16 protein-coding genes are annotated in these 19358 nt (G+C 67.6%); 11 read left to right on the top strand and 5 right to left on the bottom strand.

Annotated elements, in window-relative coordinates:
* Nucleotides 1-117: 117 nt before the first annotated feature.
* The 4 genes from THSYN_RS12875 to THSYN_RS12890 form a co-directional block, all read right to left on the bottom strand.
* Complete coding sequence (locus tag THSYN_RS12875) at nucleotides 118-816, bottom strand: ERCC4 domain-containing protein (protein ID WP_100919504.1); 699 nt, start codon at nucleotides 814-816, stop codon at nucleotides 118-120.
* A gap of 34 nt (nucleotides 817-850) precedes the next feature.
* Nucleotides 851-1489 carry a carbonic anhydrase gene (locus THSYN_RS12880; protein ID WP_100919505.1) on the bottom strand — a complete coding sequence of 213 codons (639 nt, stop codon included), beginning with the start codon at nucleotides 1487-1489 and terminating at the stop codon, nucleotides 851-853.
* 128 nt (nucleotides 1490-1617) lie between these two features.
* The gene (locus THSYN_RS12885; protein WP_100919506.1) at nucleotides 1618-3708 is read right to left on the bottom strand and encodes a fused MFS/spermidine synthase; all 2091 of its coding nucleotides are present in this window, start codon (nucleotides 3706-3708) and stop codon (nucleotides 1618-1620) included.
* A gap of 629 nt (nucleotides 3709-4337) precedes the next feature.
* Complete coding sequence (locus THSYN_RS12890) at nucleotides 4338-6575, bottom strand: arginine/lysine/ornithine decarboxylase (protein WP_100919507.1); 2238 nt, start codon at nucleotides 6573-6575, stop codon at nucleotides 4338-4340.
* Nucleotides 6576-6692: 117 nt separating this feature from the next.
* Here THSYN_RS12890 and THSYN_RS12895 point away from each other — a divergent pair, with 117 nt between their 5' ends.
* From THSYN_RS12895 to THSYN_RS12915, 5 genes are all read left to right on the top strand, one after another.
* Entirely contained in the window at nucleotides 6693-7304 is a 612-nt protein-coding gene (locus tag THSYN_RS12895; protein WP_100919508.1) for a hypothetical protein, read from the top strand.
* Between the two features lie 43 nt (nucleotides 7305-7347).
* Nucleotides 7348-8331, top strand: a complete 984-nt coding sequence (locus tag THSYN_RS12900; protein WP_100919509.1) for a DUF808 domain-containing protein — start codon at nucleotides 7348-7350, stop codon at nucleotides 8329-8331.
* A 206-nt stretch (nucleotides 8332-8537) separates the two neighbouring features.
* Nucleotides 8538-9404: an ATPase gene (locus THSYN_RS12905; protein ID WP_100919510.1), complete on the top strand. Its 867-nt coding sequence runs from the start codon at nucleotides 8538-8540 to the stop codon at nucleotides 9402-9404.
* Between the two features lie 208 nt (nucleotides 9405-9612).
* Entirely contained in the window at nucleotides 9613-10695 is a 1083-nt protein-coding gene (gene metA, locus THSYN_RS12910; protein ID WP_100919511.1) for a homoserine O-succinyltransferase MetA, read from the top strand.
* 139 nt (nucleotides 10696-10834) lie between these two features.
* Complete coding sequence (locus THSYN_RS12915) at nucleotides 10835-11389, top strand: sugar O-acetyltransferase (RefSeq protein ID WP_100919512.1); 555 nt, start codon at nucleotides 10835-10837, stop codon at nucleotides 11387-11389.
* 2 nt (nucleotides 11390-11391) lie between these two features.
* On the opposite strand, the gene THSYN_RS12920 is transcribed toward THSYN_RS12915, so the two are convergent.
* Nucleotides 11392-12822 carry an FAD-dependent oxidoreductase gene (locus tag THSYN_RS12920; RefSeq protein WP_100919513.1) on the bottom strand — a complete coding sequence of 477 codons (1431 nt, stop codon included), beginning with the start codon at nucleotides 12820-12822 and terminating at the stop codon, nucleotides 11392-11394.
* 224 nt (nucleotides 12823-13046) lie between these two features.
* Between THSYN_RS12920 and THSYN_RS12925 the strand changes: the two genes are divergently transcribed.
* The 6 genes from THSYN_RS12925 to THSYN_RS12950 all read left to right on the top strand — a co-directional run bounded on the left by THSYN_RS12925 (nucleotide 13047) and on the right by THSYN_RS12950 (nucleotide 18935).
* A complete protein-coding gene (locus THSYN_RS12925) occupies nucleotides 13047-13271 on the top strand; it encodes an antitoxin Xre/MbcA/ParS toxin-binding domain-containing protein (protein WP_100919514.1) in 225 nt (74 codons plus the stop codon).
* A complete protein-coding gene (locus THSYN_RS12930) occupies nucleotides 13271-13759 on the top strand; it encodes an RES family NAD+ phosphorylase (protein ID WP_100919515.1) in 489 nt (162 codons plus the stop codon). Before THSYN_RS12925 ends, THSYN_RS12930 begins: the two co-directional genes overlap by 1 nt.
* A gap of 137 nt (nucleotides 13760-13896) precedes the next feature.
* A complete protein-coding gene (locus THSYN_RS12935) occupies nucleotides 13897-15477 on the top strand; it encodes a peptide chain release factor 3 (protein ID WP_100919516.1) in 1581 nt (526 codons plus the stop codon).
* A 472-nt stretch (nucleotides 15478-15949) separates the two neighbouring features.
* Nucleotides 15950-16336 (top strand): FeoA family protein, encoded by a 387-nt coding sequence (locus THSYN_RS36975; RefSeq protein WP_335582506.1) that lies wholly within the window; start codon nucleotides 15950-15952, stop codon nucleotides 16334-16336.
* A complete protein-coding gene (gene feoB / locus THSYN_RS12945) occupies nucleotides 16333-18693 on the top strand; it encodes a Fe(2+) transporter permease subunit FeoB (protein WP_100919517.1) in 2361 nt (786 codons plus the stop codon). The genes THSYN_RS36975 and feoB overlap by 4 nt, the downstream gene beginning before the upstream one ends.
* A gap of 2 nt (nucleotides 18694-18695) precedes the next feature.
* On the top strand, nucleotides 18696-18935 hold the full coding sequence (locus tag THSYN_RS12950) for a FeoC-like transcriptional regulator (RefSeq protein ID WP_100919518.1): 240 nt from the start codon (nucleotides 18696-18698) through the stop codon (nucleotides 18933-18935).
* Nucleotides 18936-19358 lie beyond the last annotated feature (423 nt).

Here is a 19358-nt window from a genome sequence, read left to right on the forward strand (position 1 = left end):
CCTTGCGGTAACCCGTCGCGGCCTGGGGGCCGCTCCTACGTCGTAGGAGCGGCCCCCAGGCCGCGACGGATATCACCACGATTCGGGACGCAGCATGGTCAAGGTTGGTTTGGCGGGTCACAGCGGCCAATCGGGATCCGACACCTCAGCCGGACCATAGGTCGCCGCGTGCTCCGCCACCGCCCAGCGGATCAACTTGGCGGTCCGCTCGCCGATCCCGGGCACGGTGGCCAGGTCGGCGGCTGGGGCGGCCATCACCGCCTCGATGGTCCCGAAGCGCTCCAGCAGCCCTTTGGCGCGCGCCGGGCCGATGCCGGGCAGGCCCTGGAGGATGCGCTGCTGCACCCGGGCCTTGCCGCGCGGACGCAGACCCTTGCGGGGCAGGGCGCCGGTCGCGAAGGTACGTGCCTGACGCGCGGCGAACAGCATGAGCCCGGCGGTTTCCTGCGCGTCCATGGAGCGCAGCAGCGGGATGCCGAGGAACAGGGTCAGGGCGATCAGGGCACCCTGGATCGCCTCGCGGTGCATCCGGCACTCGCCCAGGTCGCGCGTGGTGCCTTCCAGGATCAAGGCCGTGCGCAGCGGCGCATTCGCCAGCCGCAGCCCCTGTGAAAAGAGCCGGCCGTCCTTGATGGAGGCGACGAGATCCGGCAGGGTCTTGCGCTCGAAGAGCAGCGCCTCGTCCACCAGATAGTCGCCGAGCGGCAGCCGCTCCACCCGGGTGACCACGTCAGCGCGGCGGCGCAATGTCTCCAAGACCGCACCGGCGGCCTCGCGGTCATCGACGATGACGGCAAAAATCTGGCTGGCGGCCATCGGCTGGCACCCGGATGCGCGAAGCGGTGGCCGGTCAGGGCGCGTGCGCGTCGGCCGGAACCCCATCGAAGAATTCCACGACCCCGGTCGCCAGCGAATACTCGGCACCGACGACCATCAATCCCTCATGTTCGGTCAGTTGCTCCAGGATCTCCGAGCCGTGCCGCAGATGGCTGACCGAGACGCCGACGTTGGCCCGCACCGCATGTCGTACCAGGGCCTCCATGTCGTGCCGCAGTTCGGTCTTCAGCAAGCCCTCGACGGACGGGCGAACCCGGTCCACGATCGAGCGCAGGTTGCGCGATTGGCTCGCCGTCGGCCGCTGCAACTCCTCCAGGGTGGCGAGTACCGCTCCGCATTGCGAGTGCCCGAGCACCACGACCAGCCGGGTGCCATAGCGCTCGGCCGCGAACTCGACGCTGCCCACCTGGGATGGCGCCACGATGTTCCCGGCCACCCGGATGACAAACAGGTCGCCGAGCCCCTGGTCGAAGACGATCTCCGCCGGCACCCGCGAGTCCGAACAGCCCAGCACGATCGCGAAGGGCCGTTGTCCTTGCGCCAATTCGGCGCGCCGCGCATGACTCAGGAGTGGATCGCGGCGCTGCTCGCCCGCGACAAAGCGCCGGTTTCCCGCGCGCAGGCGCCCGAGTGCCTCAAGTGCCGAAACCATCGCTGCCTCGCATCTTTAGTTCCCCCACCTCTAAGATTCAACGACGATTCGCCCGGGCCCCGCTGTGCGTCCAATCCATCGGCTGGATAAAGCGCAGCGAGACCACGTAATCAGGGTAGGGGAAATGCTCATTTGAGAATCTGAAACAGGTTGTTGAAATCATCCGTCCAGGCGACCAGCCCGGGGATGGGAGCGACCGGGGTCGCCGCCGCGCGGATGCCGGCCTGCTCCAGCACTGCCGGGTTTCGGGCAACCAGCATCCAGTCGGTGCGGCGCTGGCCGGGGCCGGTGGGGTCGTCGCGGATCAGGGCGGTGGCGAGCCCCGTGGTGCGGGCGATCTCCTGCACCACCGGCGGCAGCCACAGGAAGCGGTTGGTGACGTGGAAGGCGATGATGCCGTCGGGGTTCAGGTGGCGCAGATAGAGGTCCATGGCCTGCGCCGTGATCAAGTGGACCGGCACCGAGTCGCCGGAGAAGGCGTCCACGGCCAGTACGTCGAAGCCCTGGGGCGCCTCGCGCTCCAGCGTGAGACGGGCGTCGCCGAGCGCGGTCTCGATCTGCGCCTGGCTGTCGTTCATGAAGCTGAACTCGCTGCGGGCAAGATCCAGCACCTGCGGGTTGATCTCGTAGAAGCGGTAGACATCGCCCGGGCGCCCGTAGACGGCCAGGGTCCCGGTGCCCAACCCGATCAGGCCCACCTTCTTGGCCGCCGTGGCGGCGATGGCCCGCCCGATCCCGGACGTCTGGCCATAGTAGGTGGTCGGCAACCGCTGCCGGTCGGGGTCCAGGAACTGCTCACCGTGCTTGATGGAGCCGTGATAGAGCTGGCGCACGTCGTCGTGCGGGTCCTGGCGATGCACATCCACACTCTGCAGGTTGCCGTAGAAGTTGCGTGTGATGCGGCGGGTGTCGGCCAGGTCGTCGGCCACCTGCACGTAGAGGAAATAGCCGCACAGCATCGCCAGGACCCCGGCGGTGCCGCTCGCTAGCGCACTGGTCAGCGCACGGGTCGGCGCCGTGGCCGCCCCCTGGGACTGTCCGCGACCCGGCTTGGCCGGGCGCAGCACGAGCATCGCCAAGAGTGCGGTGATGATGAGGCCAATCCCCAACTCGTAGTAGGCCGGCAGGACGCGTGGGGCGATCAGCCCGACCGTGATCCCGCCGAGCGCCCCGCCCAGCGAGAGCATCAGATAGAAGCGGGTGAGATAACGCGGCCCGGGGCGCAGGCGGGCCAACTCACCGTGCAGGAACATGCAGAAGAAGAAGAGCCCCGCGGCATAGAGCGGGATGGCGACCTTGATGTTGACGCCGATGGCGCTGTCCTGGAGCCCATAGGCGCAGACCAGCAGCAGGAGCGCCGTCACCGGCAGGACGATGGCGCGCCGGTACCAGCGGTCGCTCTCGAAACAGAGCACGAAGGTCAATAGATAGAGCGAGAGCGGCAGCAGCCACAGGAAGGGGATGGCCGCGACGTTTTGGGTGATGTGGTTGGTGATGGCCAGCAGCAGCCAGGAGCCCATGGCCGCGAGGCCGAGCCACAGCAGGTAGTCCCGGGGCCGCGGGTCCCAATCGCCCTCGGGTTCATGGGTAGGGGCATGGGACGCGGGCGGCAGCCGGTGGATGTGGTGCAGGAAGTACCAGGCCGAGCCGGCGCAGGACAGCGCGAACAGGACGAAGACCCCGGACCAGGCATAGGCCTGGGTGAGGATGCGCGCGTGCGGCTCGATCAGGAAGGGGTAGCTCATCAGGGCCAACAGGGAGGCCAGGTTCGAGAGCGAAAAATAGCGGTAGACATGGGTCCCGATCAGGCTGCGCGCGACCCAGGACTGGAGCAGCGGCCCGGTGGTCGAGAGCATGAAGTAGGGCAGCCCGATGGTGGCGATCAGGAGGCCCAGGATCCACAGAGTCGGGTCCGCCTCACCGGTCGGTTGCCACTGGGGTCCGGCCAGGATCGGCAGCACCAGCAGGCTCGCCGCCAGCAGGGTCACATGGACCTGTACCTGGCGGCGTGGCCTCAGGTGGCGCGACACCCAGTCCGCATAGGCATAGCCGCCGAGCAGCGTCACCTGGAAGAAGACCATGCAGACCGACCAGACCGCCGCCGAGCCGCCGAACCAGGGCAGGATCTGCTTGGCGATCAGGGGCTGGACCAGGAACAGCAGGAAGGAGCTGGAGAAGATGGTCCCCGCGAAGAGGAGCTTTGAGCCTGGGCTGTGCATGGGGGTCGGTGCTTCCTGTGGGCTGGGGCAGGGCGGGGGGGCGCCAAGGGGGCGCGCTCGCCCGCGCCGGGCGGTCGGTCAGCCTAGCCTATCGGCGGCGGGGCGGCAAACGGCGCCTGCCTCAAGACCTGTTGGTCCGAGACTCGCGCTGTCGTCAATACTGACCATTTGCTTTTCCGGGAGGAAGACACTAAGATTCTCCCCATCGCGACCCGCCTGGCCCGCAGCCTTGATCGGAGTCGGGAAAAGCAGAGGGTGACACGGCGCTGATCCCACCGGGTCCAGGCCACAGGCCCCGCATCCAAGCCCGATGAAAAGGGCGAGGAGGACATTTAAGAAAAACCTGCCGACCCAAACCCTACGGCAGGCCCGCAACTATTCGGTCGCCGGGGTCTTCAAGACCCCGGCGACTGCTTCTCGGGCATGACCCCGCACAACCCTTGTCCCGTTCAGGCGGCCTCGCTCGTCCTTTCAGCGACTGGCGGCCGACCCGGGGCATTGGCCCCGTCCGCCACGCTTTCGGCAGTCGCGCGGGCTCGCGGCACCGGCCGGCGACGGAGCAACATGCGGGACGGGGCGAATGTCCCGTACCGCCCGGACTTAAGAGGCGCGATGCGCGCCGAGCGGCCTCACCGCACACAATCCACATAATAGCGCACATGCCCATTGAGTCCCTCCTTGACCAACCCATGGATGTCGGTCTCGAATCCCGGGAACTTGTCGTTGAAGGCGCGCGCGAACTTGAGATACCGCACGATGGTGGCATTGAAGCGCTCGCCGGGGATCAGCAGCGGGATGCCGGGCGGGTAGGGGGTCAGCAGGATGGCGGTGATACGGCCTTCGAGGTGGTCGATCTCGACCCGGTCGATCTCGCGGTGGGCCATGCGCGCGAAGGCGTCGGCCGGGCGCATGGCGGGGGCCATCTCGGAGAGATACATCTCGGTGGTGAGGCGCGGGATGTCGTGTTCCTGATAGACGGCATGGATCTGGTCGCACAGGTCCTTGAGGCCAATGCGCTCATAGCGCGGCTGGCGGGCGACGAAGTCGGGCATGATGCGCCACAGGGGGCGGTTGTGGTCATAGTCGTCCTTGAATTGCTGAAGCTCCGTGACCATGGTGTTCCAGCGGCCCTTGGTGATGCCGATGGTGAACATGATGAAGAATGAATACAGCCCCGTCTTCTCCACGATGATGCCGTGCTCGACCAGGTAGCGGGTGACGATGGCGGCCGGGATGCCCCAGTCCGCCACATCGCCGTCCACATCGACCCCGGGGGTGATCACCGTCGCCTTGATGGGGTCGAGCATATTGAAGCCGGGGGCGAGCTCCCCGAAGCCGTGCCAGCGCTCGTCGGCCCGCAGGACCCAGTCCTCGCGCTCGCCGATGCCTTCCTCGGCCAGTTCGTCCGGCCCCCAGACCTTGAACCACCAGGACTCTTCCAGCTCCGCGTCGACCTTGCGCATGGCGCGGCGGAAGTCGAGTGCCTCCAGGATGGATTCCTCGACCAGGGCGGGGCCGCCGGGGGGCTCCATCATGGCGGCGGCCACGTCGCAGGAGGCGATGATGGCGTATTGGGGGCTGGTGGACATGTGCATGAGGAAGGCCTCGTTGAACACGTCGCGGTCGAGTTTGCGGCTGTCGCTCTCCTGGACCAGGATTTGCGATGCCTGCGAGAGCCCCGCCAGCATCTTATGGGTGGACTGGGTGGAGAAGATCATGGAATCGGCGCAGGGGGCGCGGCCCTCGCCGATGGCGTGATAGTTGCGGTAGAAGTCGTGGAAGGGGGCGTGGGGCAGCCAGGCCTCGTCGAAATGGAGCCGGCCGATGTGCCCGTCGAGCATCTCCTTGATGGTCTCGACGTTATAGAGCACGCCGTCATAGGTGCTCTGGGTGATGGTCAGGATACGCGGGCGGGCGCCGGTTTCGGCGAAGGGGTTGGCGGCGATCTTGCGCTCGATGTTCTCCCAACTGAATTCGGAGAGCGGGATAGGCCCGATAATCCCGTAGTGATTGCGGGTGGGCATCAGAAAGACCGGGATGGCCCCGGTGATGGTGATGGCGTGCAGGATGGACTTGTGGCAGTTGCGGTCCACCACGACCACATCCCCGGGGGCGACGCTGGACTGCCAGACGATCTTGTTCGAGGTCGAGGTTCCGTTGGTGACGAAGAACAGGTGGTCGGCATGGAAGATGCGCGCGGCGTTGCGCTCCGCCGCCACCACCGGCCCCGTGTGGTCGAGCAGTTGTCCAAGCTCCTCCACCGCGTTGCAGACGTCGGCGCGCAGCAGGTTCTCGCCGAAGAACTGGTGGAACATCTGGCCTACCGGGCTCTTGAGGAAGGCGACACCGCCGGAATGCCCCGGGCAGTGCCAGGAGTAGGAACTGTCCGCCGCGTAGTGGATCAGGGCGCGGAAGAAGGGCGGGGCCAGCGAGTCCAGGTAGTTGCGCGCCTCGCGCGCGATGTAGCGGGCGACGAACTCCGGGGTGTCCTCGAACATGTGGATGAAGCCGTGCAGTTCGCGCAGGACATCGTTGGGGATGTGCCGCGAGGTGCGGGTCTCGCCGTAGAGGAAGATCGGGATGTCGGTGTTGCGGAAGCGGATCTCCTCCACGAAGGCGCGCAACTGGGCGACCGCCTTCTCCGCTTCCTCCGGGGAGGAGAACTGCTCGTCGTCGATCGACAGGATAAAGGCCGAGGCGCGGGACTGCTGCTGGGCGAAGGAGGCGACGTCGCCGAAGCTGGTGACGCCCAGGGCCTCGATGCCCTCCTCCTCGATCGCCTTGGCGAGCACCCGCACGCCGGTGCCGCTGGCGTTCTCGGAGCGGAAGTCCTCGTCGACGATGACCACGGGGAAACGAAAGCGCATGGGGGGACCTTCTTGGGGGGCGGCGGGAAAGGCGCGGCAGTATAGGGCCAACGGGGGCGGCTGCGCGTTACCGTAGACGGTTATAATTTCCCGCCTGATCCGAGTGGAGCCGACGCCATGCCCAAACCCCTGCCCGCGACCCAAGAGCACGCCTACCGGCTCGAAGAGTCCATCGACCGCTTCGTGGCCGACGTCGGCGTCGAGTTCAACAAACTCTACAATCTTCAGACGCGCAACGAGGCTGAAATGCGCGCCTACAAGGAAGAAAGCCGTGCCGAGCGGCGGGAAATGAACCGCCAGTGGGGTGAACTGGCCAACAAGCTCGGGACCCTGGTGGAGGATCTCGTCTACCCCAGTCTGCAACGGGTCTTGTGCGAGACTTTCGGTCACGATTTCGACAGCATCTTCGCCCGGATCTGGCACCGCCTGCCGGACGGTCGCAGCAAGGAGTTCGACGCCTACGCGATTTCCGCTGATTTGGCGGTGGTCAACAGCACCAAGGCCACCCTGCGCAGCGCGGACGTGGACCGGATGGTGGACGAGATCGCTGCCTTCCGGGAGTTCGTACCCGCCCAGGCCCACCTGCCCGTGGTCGGCATCCTGGCCACCTTGTCGGTGCACGAGAGCGTACTCAACTACGCGGAGCGCATGGGCTTTCTGGTCCTGGCCGTCGGCGATCAGGTGCTGGAGGTCAAGAACCGGCCGGGCTTCGTGCCCAAACGCTGGTAATCTCCCCGCAGTCCGTCAACCCAAGGTCGCGGAGAGCAAACCCATGGCCGGCAGCAGCCTACTCGCACTGATCGACGATATCGCGACCGTCCTGGACGACATCTCGGTGATGACCAAGGTGGCGGCCAAGAAGACCGCCGGGGTCCTGGGGGACGACCTGGCCCTGAACGCCGAGCAGGTGGCCGGGGTGCGGGCGGAGCGGGAACTCCCGGTGGTCTGGGCGGTGGCCAAGGGGTCCCTGGTCAACAAGGCGATCCTGGTGCCGGCGGCGCTGGCGGTCAGCGCCATCGCCCCCTGGGCCATCCTGCCGCTGCTGATGCTGGGCGGGGCCTATCTGTCCTTTGAGGGGTTCGAGAAGCTGGCCCACCGGTTCCTGCACGCCAAGTCAGCGGACGCCAACCACCACGCCGCACTGACGCGCGCCCTCCAGGACCCGGCGGTCGATCTGGTGACCCTGGAGCGGGCCAAGATCAAGGGTGCGGTGCGCACCGATTTCGTCCTCTCCGCGGAGATTATCGTCATCACCCTGGGGATCGTGGCCGCCGCGCCCTTCCTCAGTCAGGTGACGGTGCTGGCGGGGATCGCGGTCATCATGACGCTGGGGGTCTATGGGCTGGTCGCCGTGATCGTCAAGCTGGACGATGCGGGGCTGTTCCTCAGCCGGTTGACCGGGGCGGGGCACTGGAGCGGATTCCTGCGGGGTCTGGGCCGGGGGCTCCTGGCCGCCGCCCCGCAATTGATGAAGGTGCTGTCGGTCGTCGGCACCGCGGCCATGTTTCTGGTGGGCGGCGGGATCATCACCCACGGCATCCCGGCCGCCCATCACCTGATCGAGGGGGTCACCCATGCGGCGGCCGCCGCACCGACGCTGGGCGCCGTGTTGAGGCCAATCACGCCGCTGCTGGTGGATGTCCTGGTCGGCGTGCTGACCGGGGCCCTGGTCCTTCTGGGCGTCACCCTGGCCGGTCGGCTGTGGGCGGTCATCCGGCGCTGGGGTGGGTCCGCGATGCGGTCCGAAAAAACCTGAGCCCCCAGGGTGCGCCGCGCCCACCCGTGCGACCCCGATGCCGCTGCGTCTCTGCGCAAGCTGCGCGCGGCGCACCCTACGCCGATCGCCGGTCGCCGTGGATCACAGGCCGCGGGTGCTGGTCAGCGCGGCGGCGGCTCGATTACCATCGGCGATTCGGCCCACGCCGCACCAGCGGCATCCCACCACCTTGACGAAGCACCAGCATGAAGTTCACCGTCGATGAATTCCGCGCCTGGCCCCACAAGTGCGTGACCCTGCTCGGCATGTCCGGGGTCGGCAAGACCTGGCTGTCCGACCTGCTGCGCCGCAGTGACTGGTTCCACTACTCCGGTGACTACCGCATCGGCACCCGTTATCTGGACGAGCCGATCCTGGACCTGGTGAAGGCCCACGCCATGCGCGACCCCTTCCTGCGCGACCTGCTGCGCAGTGACTGGATCTTTATTCGCAACAACATCAAGGTGATGGACCTGGGGCCCGTGTTGAGCTTCGTCGGCAAGCTCGGCAATCCGGAGTCGGGCGGGCTGCCGTTGCCGGAGTTCAGCCGTCGTCAGGCGCTCTACCGGGAGGCGGAGATCGCGGCCATGGGCGATGTGCCGGACTTCATCCGCAAGGCCAAGGAGATCTACGGCTACGCCAATCTGGTGAACGACGTGGGCGGGAGCCTGTGCGAACTGGAGGAGCCGCGCGTCATCTCGCTCCTGGCCCAGCACAGCCTGATCCTGTATATCCGGGTCCCGGAGGCGGACGAGATCAAGCTGATCAAGCGCGCCCAGGCCGATCCCAAGCCGCTCTATTATCGGCCGGAATTCCTCACGACCGCGGTCGCGGATTATCTGGCGGCGCGGGGGCTGGAGTATGTGGCGGAGATCGAGCCCGACGACTTCACCCGCTGGGTCTTTCCGCGGCTCTTTCACTCGCGCGTCCCCCGCTACGAGGCCATCGCCCGGCCCCATGGCTACACGGTGTCATCGCAGGAGGTGGCCCTGATCCGGGACGAACGGGACTTCCTGGAACTGTTGGAGACCGCCATCGCCCGCGCGGGGACGCGACCGGAAGGGGCACCGTAAGGCGATTTCCGAAAAACTCCGTACCACGAAGGCTCGACCTGTCGATGGCCGGAGCGACTCAACCGGAGGCCGACGCTTTAGCGGGCAGCGACGCCGCATCCGGCTGAAGCCTCGACCTCCGGTTTGTTGTACGGGTACAAAGTTATCCCGAATTCACCTAACCGTTATACCGGTTTTTCTGCGGCATCGCTTTACCAGGGTCGCTCTCATGCCTATCGTCGCCCACAACCCCCTGCCCACCTTCGCCCACCTGCGCGCCGCGGGCCAGCAGATCCTGGACCCGGACCGGGCCCGCCATCAGGACATCCGGGAACTGCACATCGGGCTGCTGAACATGATGCCGGACGCCGCCCTGGAGGCCACCGAGCGCCAGTTCTTCCGGCTCATCGGCCAGAGCAACCAGATCGCCCAATTCTACGTCCACCCCTTCACCCTGGACTCACTCCCGCGCTCGGAATCGGCGCGCGCGCACATCCGCCGCTACTATCAGCCCTTCGCGCGCATCCGTGAGGACGGGTTGGACGCGCTCATCATCACGGGGGCCAATGTGACCGGCCCGGACCTGTCCGGTGAGCCCTTCTGGAAACCGCTGATCGAGGTGGTGGACTGGGCCTGGGACAACGTCAGTTCCACCCTCTGCTCCTGCCTCGCGACCCATGCCGTGCTCCAGTTCCGCTATGGTCAGCGGCGCCGCCACCTGGGTGAGAAGCGCTGGGGGGTCTTCCCGCACCGGGTGGTGGACCGGGCGCACCCCTTGGTGGGCACGGTCAACACCCTGTTCGATGTGCCCCATTCGCGGTTCAACGAGATCAGTCGCCCCCAGTTCGATACGGCCGGACTCCCGGTCCTGGTGGAGAGCCCGGAGGCCGGGGTCCACCTGGCGGTGAGTGCGGACGGGTTCCGGCAGGTGTTCTTCCAGGGCCACCCGGAGTACGACACCATCTCGCTGCTCAAGGAGTATAAACGCGAGGTCAAGCGCTATGCGGCGGCGGAGCGACCCGATTATCCGCCCTTCCCCGAGGGCTATTTCACCGTGCAATCGCGCGCCATCCTCGACGAGCACGCCGCACGCCTGCGCGCGGCCATGGCCCAGGGCCGCGAGCCACCACCCCTGCCGGAGGAGCATATCGTCTTCCGCCTGGACAACACCTGGCACGACACCGCCGAGGGGGTGGTGGGCAACTGGATGGGACTGATCTATCAGGTGACCCACAGCGACCGCAAACTGCCCTTCATGGACCAGATCGACCCGGCGGACCCCCTGGGGTTGCGGCGGCGGCCCGCGCCCTGAGAGGGACGGCGCGCGCAGCCTCAGGCGCGGATGGCCGCAATGAGCCGACCCTGGGGGGCTGTGCGCCTCGCGGCGCTCGGGGTTGAAAAAGCGCATAGTGCGTCTCCGGCACTTTCACCCGGTACGTTCAGGACCCTTGATGAAAACCGAAAAAGACAAAATGCTGGCCGGCGAGCCCTATGACCCGCGCGACCCGCGGCTCTGTGCCGAGCGCCGCCGGGCGCGGCTGCTGTTCAAGGCGCTGAATGACAGCCGCGACGATGAGGAGGCACAGCGCGCGCGCCTGATCGCGGAGTTGATCCCGGACGCGGGACCCGGCATCTGGATCGAGCCGCCCTTCTACTGCGACTATGGCAGCAACATCAGGCTCGGCGCCCGGGTTTACTTCAACTTCAACTGTGTGATCCTCGATGTCGCGCCGGTGCGGATCGGATCGGGCGTGCTCTTCGGCCCTGTCGTGCAGGTCTACACGGCGACCCACCCGCTCGACGCCGCGCAGCGTCGGGCGGGGGTCGAGTCGGGGCGGGCGATCAGCATCGGCGACGACGTTTGGGTCGGCGGCGGGGCCATCATCTGTCCCGGTGTCGACATCGGTGCCGGGTCTGTGATCGGGGCCGGCAGCGTGGTGACGGGGGACATTCCGGCGGGCGTGCTGGCGGTGGGCAACCCCTGTCGGGTCATTCGCGAACTCTGAGCTCAGACGGCCCGGGCCAACGCCCGTTGCTCCTCCTCCTGCGCGACCGCGGCGCCGTCGGAGTCCCCGCGCGTGTCCTCGTACCCCATCAGCAGGCCCCGTGCGAAGGCGTCTTCGTCGATGTGCGCCCCCAGGTGGCACGCCAGGGTGCGCATGTCGGTCTCGGCGTTGCCCAGGCAACTGGTGCCGCCGGGGGAGGGAACCAGGTTGAAGATGATCCCGTCGCCGTTGGTGATCTTGGCCTCGCCCAGGTGCAGGGTGCCGGCCGCCCGGTCGATCAGCAGGGGCCGCACCCCGCCGAATCCCTCCGCATAGGTGATGTCGGCGGCGGTGAGGGAGGGGACGATCTTGCGGATCTCGCGCACGAAGAGCCGCCGGTTGAGCCCGGGGACCTCGGACAGGACGTTGCGCAGCAGGTGGTGGCGCAGGTCCGGGACCCGCAGTAGGTGGCGCAGCGTGGGGAGGACCTGATGGTCGAGGCGCAGCACCTCGAAGAACTCTTTGACGGTCTCGCGGTTGCGGCGTTCCAGGAGCGGCAGCATGAGCGCGGTGGGTCCGAAGCGGGTCTTGCCGCGCTCCTTGATGTCGTGGTCGCCGTGCACGGCGGCGAAGGGCAGCCGTGGGTTCTGGACCGTATAGACCTTGCCGTTCAGGGCCTCGGGGGCGAAGTAGAAGGAGCCGGCCATGGGCAGGCAGGCGCAGTCGTGGCCCAGGCCCAGTTGCTGGGCCATCAGGAGCGAGTGCCCGCCCGCGCACACCACTACCGAGCGCGCCTGCAGGAGGCCGCGGTTGGTCTCCAGCACATAGTCCGGGCCGGCGCGGTGGATGCGCCCCACGGTGGTGGAGAACAGTTGCGTGATCTGCCGGTCCGTGGTGCGGTCCAGGCGCACACAGGCGTGCGAGAAGGACTGCGCGAGGGCGGCGAAGTCGACCGCGCTGTAGTCGTCCGGGGTGCCGGTGGCGAGGATCTCCTCGCGCCGCCAGGTCCCGTCGATCAGGGCGACATTGGGCTCCAGGTCGGCGATGGCGCGGCGCTCCAGGAGCCGCATGCGCGGGTACAGGTCCTTGAAGACCTCGTAGCGGCGGCGGATGTAGGCGCACTCCTGAGGGCCCACGCCCAGCACCATCTTGGGCATCGTAAAGAGGATGCGGTCGCGCTCCCGGGCGGGCAGGGCGCTTGCGTAGTTGACCACCATCGAGGCGGTGCGCCGCACCGCCCCCGCCTTCTCCAGGCTGTAGTTGGTCTCGATGTCGCCGCAGTGGATGGTCTGGCTGTTGTGCTGGGCGTGGGAGTTGACCTGCGCCGCGCCGTCGCATTTTTCCAGCAGACCCAGGCGTTTCAGGTCAGTGAAGCGGGCAAGTTCATAGAGCAGGGCCAGACCGGTCACGCCGGCGCCCACGATCAGACAGTCATACTTCGTCGAAGGGGTCATGTCGCGGACTCCGGAGGCTACCGAACGGTGTCTCGTCAGAGCGGCGCCGCCGCGGTCGCGGCGTTTTGTGCAGCGCAGCAATGTCGACACCTTAGCCTAAGCGGGGACGCGGGGAAATCAGGGGAAACTGATTTGTAGTATTGGAGAAACAAATTTAATGCGGCTAAGCTGCTTTTTCGGCCATCGCCCCGGCAACCCTGACGCGGCGGCGGCGGGCCGCGCCGATGCGGCTGTCCGCGGCCGAGAGCGATCGGGTCTATCGCATTGCCGCCGCCTTTGAAGATGCCGTGCGGCTGTTCGAGGGCGACCAAGCCGCGGCCCGTGCCTGGCTCAAGGCGCCGGCCAAGGCCCTGGGGGGACAGCCGCCGCTTGAGTACCTGCGTACCGAAACCGGAGCGGCCGAGGTGCGCCGTCTGATCGGCCGACTGGAGCAGGGTGTCTACACCTGATGCGGGTCTATCGCCTGGTTAAGGAGCGCTATGCCGCGTCCGCCCTGGACGGCAGCGGCGCCCGGACCTTCGGTGGGCGCTGGAACAGCCCCGGCACGGCCGTGATCTACGCCTCCGAGAGTGTTGCGCTTGCTGCCCTGGGGTTGCTGGTCCATCTGGGCCGCGGCGAGGTCTTGGACAGCTATCGCCTCTTCACGCTGACCCTGCCGGATCAGGCCATCCTGACCTTGGATGACGCCGCCCTGCCGGCCGACTGGCGCGCCGATCCCGCGCCGCGCGGCATCGCCGACATTGGCGACGGCTGGGTCGCGTCCGGCCGCTCGGCCGCGTTGCTGTTGCCGAGCGCCATCATCCCGCGAGAGCGCAATTGCCTGCTGAACCCAGCCCATCCGCAGTTTGCGGCCATCGCGGCCGCTGTCGCCGACGAGCCCTTCGGCCTCGATCCGCGCCTGGCCGGTGGGGCGGCGTCCGCGAGTGGTGTCGGTTAGCGCTAAAGGACTCGGGGCGTCCCGCCCTGACACGGGGGCGGGACGCCCCCGCTCCTTTCTGGTGCCGGTCCCGGCAGGCACCGCTATAATCCCAGGGTTTAGCCGCACCGCGGCTGCCCCACGCCAGTCTCCCCCTTATGAGCGACCTTCTCGACCAACTGCGCCGCCGCCGCACCTTCGCCATCATCTCGCACCCGGACGCGGGCAAGACGACACTCACCGAAAAGCTGCTGCTGTTCGGCGGCGCCATCCAGATGGCCGGCACGGTCAAGGGCCGCAAGGCGGCGCGCCATGCGACCTCCGACTGGATGGAACTGGAAAAACAGCGCGGGATCTCGGTGACCTCCTCGGTCATGCAGTTCCCCTACGGCGACTGCCTCGTCAACCTGCTCGACACCCCCGGACACGAAGACTTCTCCGAGGACACCTACCGCACCCTGACCGCGGTGGACTCGGCCCTGATGGTGATCGACATCGCCAAGGGCGTGGAGGAGCGCACCATCAAGCTGATGGACGTCTGCCGCCTGCGCGACACCCCGATCCTCACCTTCGTCAACAAGCTGGACCGCGAGGGGCGCGACGCGGTGGAGGTCCTGGACGAGGTGGAGTCGCTGCTCAAGATCCAGTGCGCCCCGGTCACCTGGCCGATCGGCATGGGCAAGCGCTTCAAGGGCGTCTATGACCTGCGCCACGACCGCACCCACCTGTTCAGCGCCCAGCACGGCGGGGGCATCCAGAGCGGCGAGGTGATCGAGGGGCTTCACCATCCGCGCATGGACGAGCTCTTGGGCGACCAGGCGGACGAGTTGCGCCTCGAGATGGAACTGGTCCAGGGCGCCAGCCACCCCTTGGACCTGGACGCCTACCGGGCCGGCCGCCAGACCCCGGTCTTTTTCGGTTCTGCCATCAACAACTTCGGCGTCAAGGAACTGCTCGACGCCTTCGTCGACTATGCCCCGCCGCCGCGCGCCCGCTCGACCGTGCAGCGCCGCGTGGAGCCCGCCGAGACCGCCTTCAGCGGCTTCGTCTTCAAGATCCAGGCGAACATGGACCCGGCTCACCGTGACCGGATCGCCTTCCTGCGCGTCTGCTCCGGGGGCTACACCAAGGGTATGAAGATGTGCCATGTGCGCATCGGCAAGACCATCCAGGTCGCCAACGCCATCACCTTCCAGGCCGACGAGCGCCGCGCCGTGGAGGAGGCCTGGCCCGGTGACATCATCGGCCTGCACAACCACGGCACCATCCAGATCGGCGACACCTTCACCGAGGGCGAGGAACTCAAGTACGAGGGCGTCCCCTATTTCGCCCCGGAACTGTTCCGGCGCATCGTGCTGCGCGACCCGCTGCGCATGAAGGCCCTGCAGAAGGGCGTGGTGCAACTCTCCGAGGAGGGTGCCACCCAGGTCTTCCGGCCGCTCAAGAACAACGACATGATCCTGGGCGCCGTGGGCGTGCTGCAATTCGACGTGGCCGCCTTTCGCCTCAAGGACGAATACAGCGTGGACGCCGTGGTGGAACCGGTCTCGGTCCACACCGCCCGCTGGATCGGCTGCGATGACCCCAAGATGCTGGAGCGCTTCAAGGAAAAGGCCTACGAGCACCTGGCCCTGGACGGTGACGACCAACTGGTCTATCTGGCGCCCACCCGGGTCAACCTGGGGCTGACGATCGAGCGCTGGCCGGACATCCGGTTCCTCGCCACGCGGGAACTGTAGCCGCGAGCGACAGATCGCGGTCCCAGGCTCCGCGTCACTGCCATTGAGTGAAGGCGCACCCGCCGGTCGCGGCGCCTCTGCCTGGAGTCCAAGGCTCTACCGTGAAAGTGCGTAGTCAGGCCATCCTGGCCTGACGGTGTCGGGGCTGGAACAGTCAGGGCTGGAAGCCCTGACTACGCCGCCCCGCACGCTGGCCATCGGCTAGCGGTCGAGAGGACTTTCATGTTCCGGGGTGGCGCGGGTGCCATGGCCGTTAGCCTTGACGCGCGCCAAGGCGCAAGCCGTGGACTCCTGGCGCTTGGGCTGCGGCGCTCAACTTGACGGCAGTGACGCTCCAGCCGAAGAAAATGACTGGTTAGCGAAAAGTTGCGGCGGTCGGGCAGCGCGACGCCCAGATAGGGTTTGCATCGGATCGAGTCCGGGTTTAGGATGCGAATAGTTCTCGTTAGCTAATGGTGTCTTACCTGCCATCATGATCAACTCCACCGTCGCCTGCCCTGACTGCCCAGCCCCAAGCGCCCATCGCGCGGATGCGGCCAACCCCGGTCGCCTGGAGACCTGGGTGCGGTCACTCTGGTCCGCGCGGCCGCTGACGCGTCCCGTCGAGCCCGCCGACACCGAGCGCTTGACGACCCTCAAGGCGATGCGGGTCGGGGAGCGCGGGCGGGTGCAGGGCTTCGCGGAGGGGGGCCGGGCCTATCGCCGCAAGCTGCTGTCCATGGGGCTGACCCCGGGGGTGCAGTTCCAGGTGTTGCGGGTCGCGCCCCTGGGCGACCCGGTGGAGGTGCGGGTGCGCGGCTCGAATCTCAGCCTCCGCAGGGACGAGGCGGCGACGCTGCGGGTCGAGCGTCTAACGTGAGTGCGCACCCCGAGTTCACTATCGGGGTGGTCGGCAACCCCAACTGCGGCAAGACGACGCTGTTTAATGCCCTGACCGGCGCCCGGCAGCGGGTGGGGAACTGGCCCGGGGTGACGGTCGAGCGCAAGACCGGGCGTTACCGCTTCGAGGGCGTGGATTTCAACCTGGTGGACCTGCCCGGGACCTACTCCCTGGATGTCATCGCGGCCGGGACCGACCAGGACGTGTCGCTTGATGAGCGCATCGCCCGCGACTTCGTGCACGCGCGCGAGGCGGACCTTATCCTCAACATCCTGGATGCCTCAAGCCTTGAGCGCAACCTCTATCTCACCACGCAGTTGATCGAGATGGGGCGCCCCCTGGTCTTGGCCCTCAACATGATCGACGTGGCCCGCGACCACGGCCTGCGCATCGACGTGGATGAACTGGCCCGGCAGCTCGGCTGCCCGGTGGTCCCGGTCTCCGCGGCCGGCGGGGAGGGCCTGGACCACTTGAAGCAGGTGGTGCTGGCGGCCGTGCAGGCCCCGCCGGTCGCCACCGCGCAGGTCGTCTACGGCGAGACCCTGGAGTCCGCCATGGCCGTGCTCCTGCCGCGCCTCACCCCCATCGCGGCGGCCGCCGGGGACCCGCCGCGGTGGCTCGCCGCCCGGCTGCTAGAGGGCGACGATCTGGTGCGCGGCCTGGTGGGGGAGGCGGTCAGCCCCGCCGAGGTCCGCTCCCTGCTCGGGGAGCAGGCGGACGACGTGGACATCCTGCTGGCCGACGCCCGCTACGGCTTCGCCCACGGGCTCACCCACGCGACCGTGGTCCAGACCGGGCAGGCGTCGCGCGATCTGTCCGACGCCATCGATCGGGTCATACTCAACCGGGTGTTGGGCATCCCGATCTTCCTCGCCGTGATGTACCTGCTGTTCATGTTCACCATCAACATCGGCGGGGCCTTCATCGACTTTTTCGACCAGGCGGCCGACACCCTCTTCGTCGCCGGCACCGCGCATATCCTGACCGGTCTGGGGGCGCCCGCCTGGCTGACCCTGCTGCTGGCCGAGGGCCTGGGCGGCGGTCTGCGGGTGGTCGCCACCTTTATCCCGATCATCGGCTTTCTCTATATCTTCCTGTCCGCGCTGGAGGATTCCGGGTATATGGCGCGCGCCGCCTTCGTCATGGACCGCTTCATGCGCGCTATCGGTCTGCCCGGCAAGTCATTCGTACCGCTCCTGGTCGGCTTCGGCTGCAACGTGCCGGCCATCATGGCCACCCGTACCCTGGAGAACCATCGCGACCGGATCCTGACCATCCTCATGGCCCCCTTCATGTCCTGCGGGGCGCGACTGCCGGTCTATGCGCTCTTCGCCGCCGCCTTCTTCCCGGTGGGCGGGCAAAACGTCGTCTTCGGGCTCTATCTCATCGGCATCGCGGTGGCGGTGCTGACCGGCTTCGTCATGAAGTTGACCCTGCTCAAGGGGGAGAGCACCCCCTTCGTCATGGAACTGCCGCCCTACCACCTGCCGCGGGTCAAGGGCGTGGTCATGCGGACCTGGGAGCGCACCCAGGGATTCGTGGTCGGGGCCGGGCGGGTCATAGTCCCGATGGTCCTGGTCATTACGGTGTTCAACAGCCTGGGCACGGACGGCAGTTATGGCAACCAGGGCAGCGACCGCTCCGTGCTGGCCGCGCTCGGCCGCACCGCGGCCCCGGCCTTCTCCCCCATGGGGCTCAACGCGGACAACTGGCCGGCGACCGTCGGCATCTTCACCGGCATCCTGGCCAAGGAGGCGGTGGTGGGAACGCTCGACGCCACCTACTCGGCCTTGGGCGCCGCGGCTGCCGGGGCCGCGCCGCCGCCGCCGCCGTTCAGCCTGTGGGGCGGCCTGCAGGCCGCAGTGGCGACCATCCCCGCGAACCTGGGTCAGGCCCTGGGGAACTGGGGCGACCCACTGGGGCTGGATCTGGGCAACCTGAACGACACCCAGGAGGCCGCCGCCCGCCAGTCGGTCAAGAGCGGCACCTTCGGGGCCATGGCCGCGCGCTTCGACGGGGCGGCCGGCGCCTTCGCCTACCTGCTGTTCATCCTCCTCTATGCCCCCTGCACCGCGGCCGTCGCCGCCATCTGGCGGGAAAGCAGCCCCGGCTGGACCCTCTTCGCCGTGGGCTGGACCACCGGCCTGGGCTACGCCATCGCCACCATCTTCTACCAGGGCGCCATCTTTGCCCGCAACCCGGCCAGCAGCGCCGCCTGGATCGCCGCCATGGTCGGACTCTTCATCGCCGCGGTCGTCCTGATGCGCGTGCTCGCCGACCGCGTCGGCCCGGGCCGGGGGCTAGACCCCGGACAACCGCTGATCAAAGGGGTTTGACCATGATCCTATCCGAACTGACCGGTTACCTCGCCGAACACCACCGCGCCCCCCTGATCGACCTGGCCACCCGCTTCGACGCCAGCCCCGATGCCGTGCGCGGCATGTTGGCGACGCTGGAGCGCCGCGGCCGGGTGCGGCGCATCGCCAACGGCGCGGCCTGCGGGAGCGGGTGCGGCAAGTGCGATCAGTCGAAGGTGGAGACCTATGAGTGGGTGGGTGCCGCGGTCCAGGCGGACTGACGATCCGGAGTCCAAGGCTTCAGCCTTCGCGGCAGCGCGTGCCGCGGGCCTCGATCATAAATCCGCCCAGCCCACCCCCTCGTGACACCGCTCTAACGGTGTCACGCAGGTGTTGGGCGCTCTGCGCCCCGAGGCCGACGGGCGGAGTTATGACCAAGGCCCACTCGAAGAACGGGATCACTGCTTGCCTCCGTTTCGCGGTTGACTGTTCCCGGCGTGGTTGCGCCTGGTAGCCGTTGGGGTTCCTGCGTCACCCCACCAATTGGACGCGACGGTCCAGGCGGCACCAGCCCTCCGCAAAACGTTTTTGCGCGGCAACGTTGCCGCATAACGCACGAACGGTGCAGCGAGAGCATCCGTCCAACCCATTGAAGAACGGCGGATACTTTTCCCGGGAACCCGAGCGACGCCGGTTTATGCGGC

It is taken from the genome of Candidatus Thiodictyon syntrophicum (genome assembly GCF_002813775.1).
GTDB classification, from domain to species: Bacteria; Pseudomonadota; Gammaproteobacteria; order Chromatiales; family Chromatiaceae; genus Thiodictyon; species Thiodictyon syntrophicum.

What these genes read in the sequence shown, in the direction of transcription:
- THSYN_RS12875 (WP_100919504.1), bottom strand. Translation starts at nt 816, where the DNA reads ATGGCCGCCAGCCAGATTTTTGCCGTCATCGTCGATGACCGCGAGGCC.
- THSYN_RS12880 (WP_100919505.1), bottom strand. Translation starts at nt 1,489, where the DNA reads ATGGTTTCGGCACTTGAGGCACTCGGGCGCCTGCGCGCGGGAAACCGG.
- THSYN_RS12885 (WP_100919506.1), bottom strand. Translation starts at nt 3,708, where the DNA reads ATGCACAGCCCAGGCTCAAAGCTCCTCTTCGCGGGGACCATCTTCTCC.
- THSYN_RS12890 (WP_100919507.1), bottom strand. Translation starts at nt 6,575, where the DNA reads ATGCGCTTTCGTTTCCCCGTGGTCATCGTCGACGAGGACTTCCGCTCC.
- THSYN_RS12895 (WP_100919508.1), top strand. Translation starts at nt 6,693, where the DNA reads ATGCCCAAACCCCTGCCCGCGACCCAAGAGCACGCCTACCGGCTCGAA.
- THSYN_RS12900 (WP_100919509.1), top strand. Translation starts at nt 7,348, where the DNA reads ATGGCCGGCAGCAGCCTACTCGCACTGATCGACGATATCGCGACCGTC.
- THSYN_RS12905 (WP_100919510.1), top strand. Translation starts at nt 8,538, where the DNA reads ATGAAGTTCACCGTCGATGAATTCCGCGCCTGGCCCCACAAGTGCGTG.
- metA (WP_100919511.1), top strand. Translation starts at nt 9,613, where the DNA reads ATGCCTATCGTCGCCCACAACCCCCTGCCCACCTTCGCCCACCTGCGC.
- THSYN_RS12915 (WP_100919512.1), top strand. Translation starts at nt 10,835, where the DNA reads ATGAAAACCGAAAAAGACAAAATGCTGGCCGGCGAGCCCTATGACCCG.
- THSYN_RS12920 (WP_100919513.1), bottom strand. Translation starts at nt 12,822, where the DNA reads ATGACCCCTTCGACGAAGTATGACTGTCTGATCGTGGGCGCCGGCGTG.
- THSYN_RS12925 (WP_100919514.1), top strand. Translation starts at nt 13,047, where the DNA reads ATGCGGCTGTCCGCGGCCGAGAGCGATCGGGTCTATCGCATTGCCGCC.
- THSYN_RS12930 (WP_100919515.1), top strand. Translation starts at nt 13,271, where the DNA reads ATGCGGGTCTATCGCCTGGTTAAGGAGCGCTATGCCGCGTCCGCCCTG.
- THSYN_RS12935 (WP_100919516.1), top strand. Translation starts at nt 13,897, where the DNA reads ATGAGCGACCTTCTCGACCAACTGCGCCGCCGCCGCACCTTCGCCATC.
- THSYN_RS36975 (WP_335582506.1), top strand. Translation starts at nt 15,950, where the DNA reads ATGATCAACTCCACCGTCGCCTGCCCTGACTGCCCAGCCCCAAGCGCC.
- THSYN_RS12950 (WP_100919518.1), top strand. Translation starts at nt 18,696, where the DNA reads ATGATCCTATCCGAACTGACCGGTTACCTCGCCGAACACCACCGCGCC.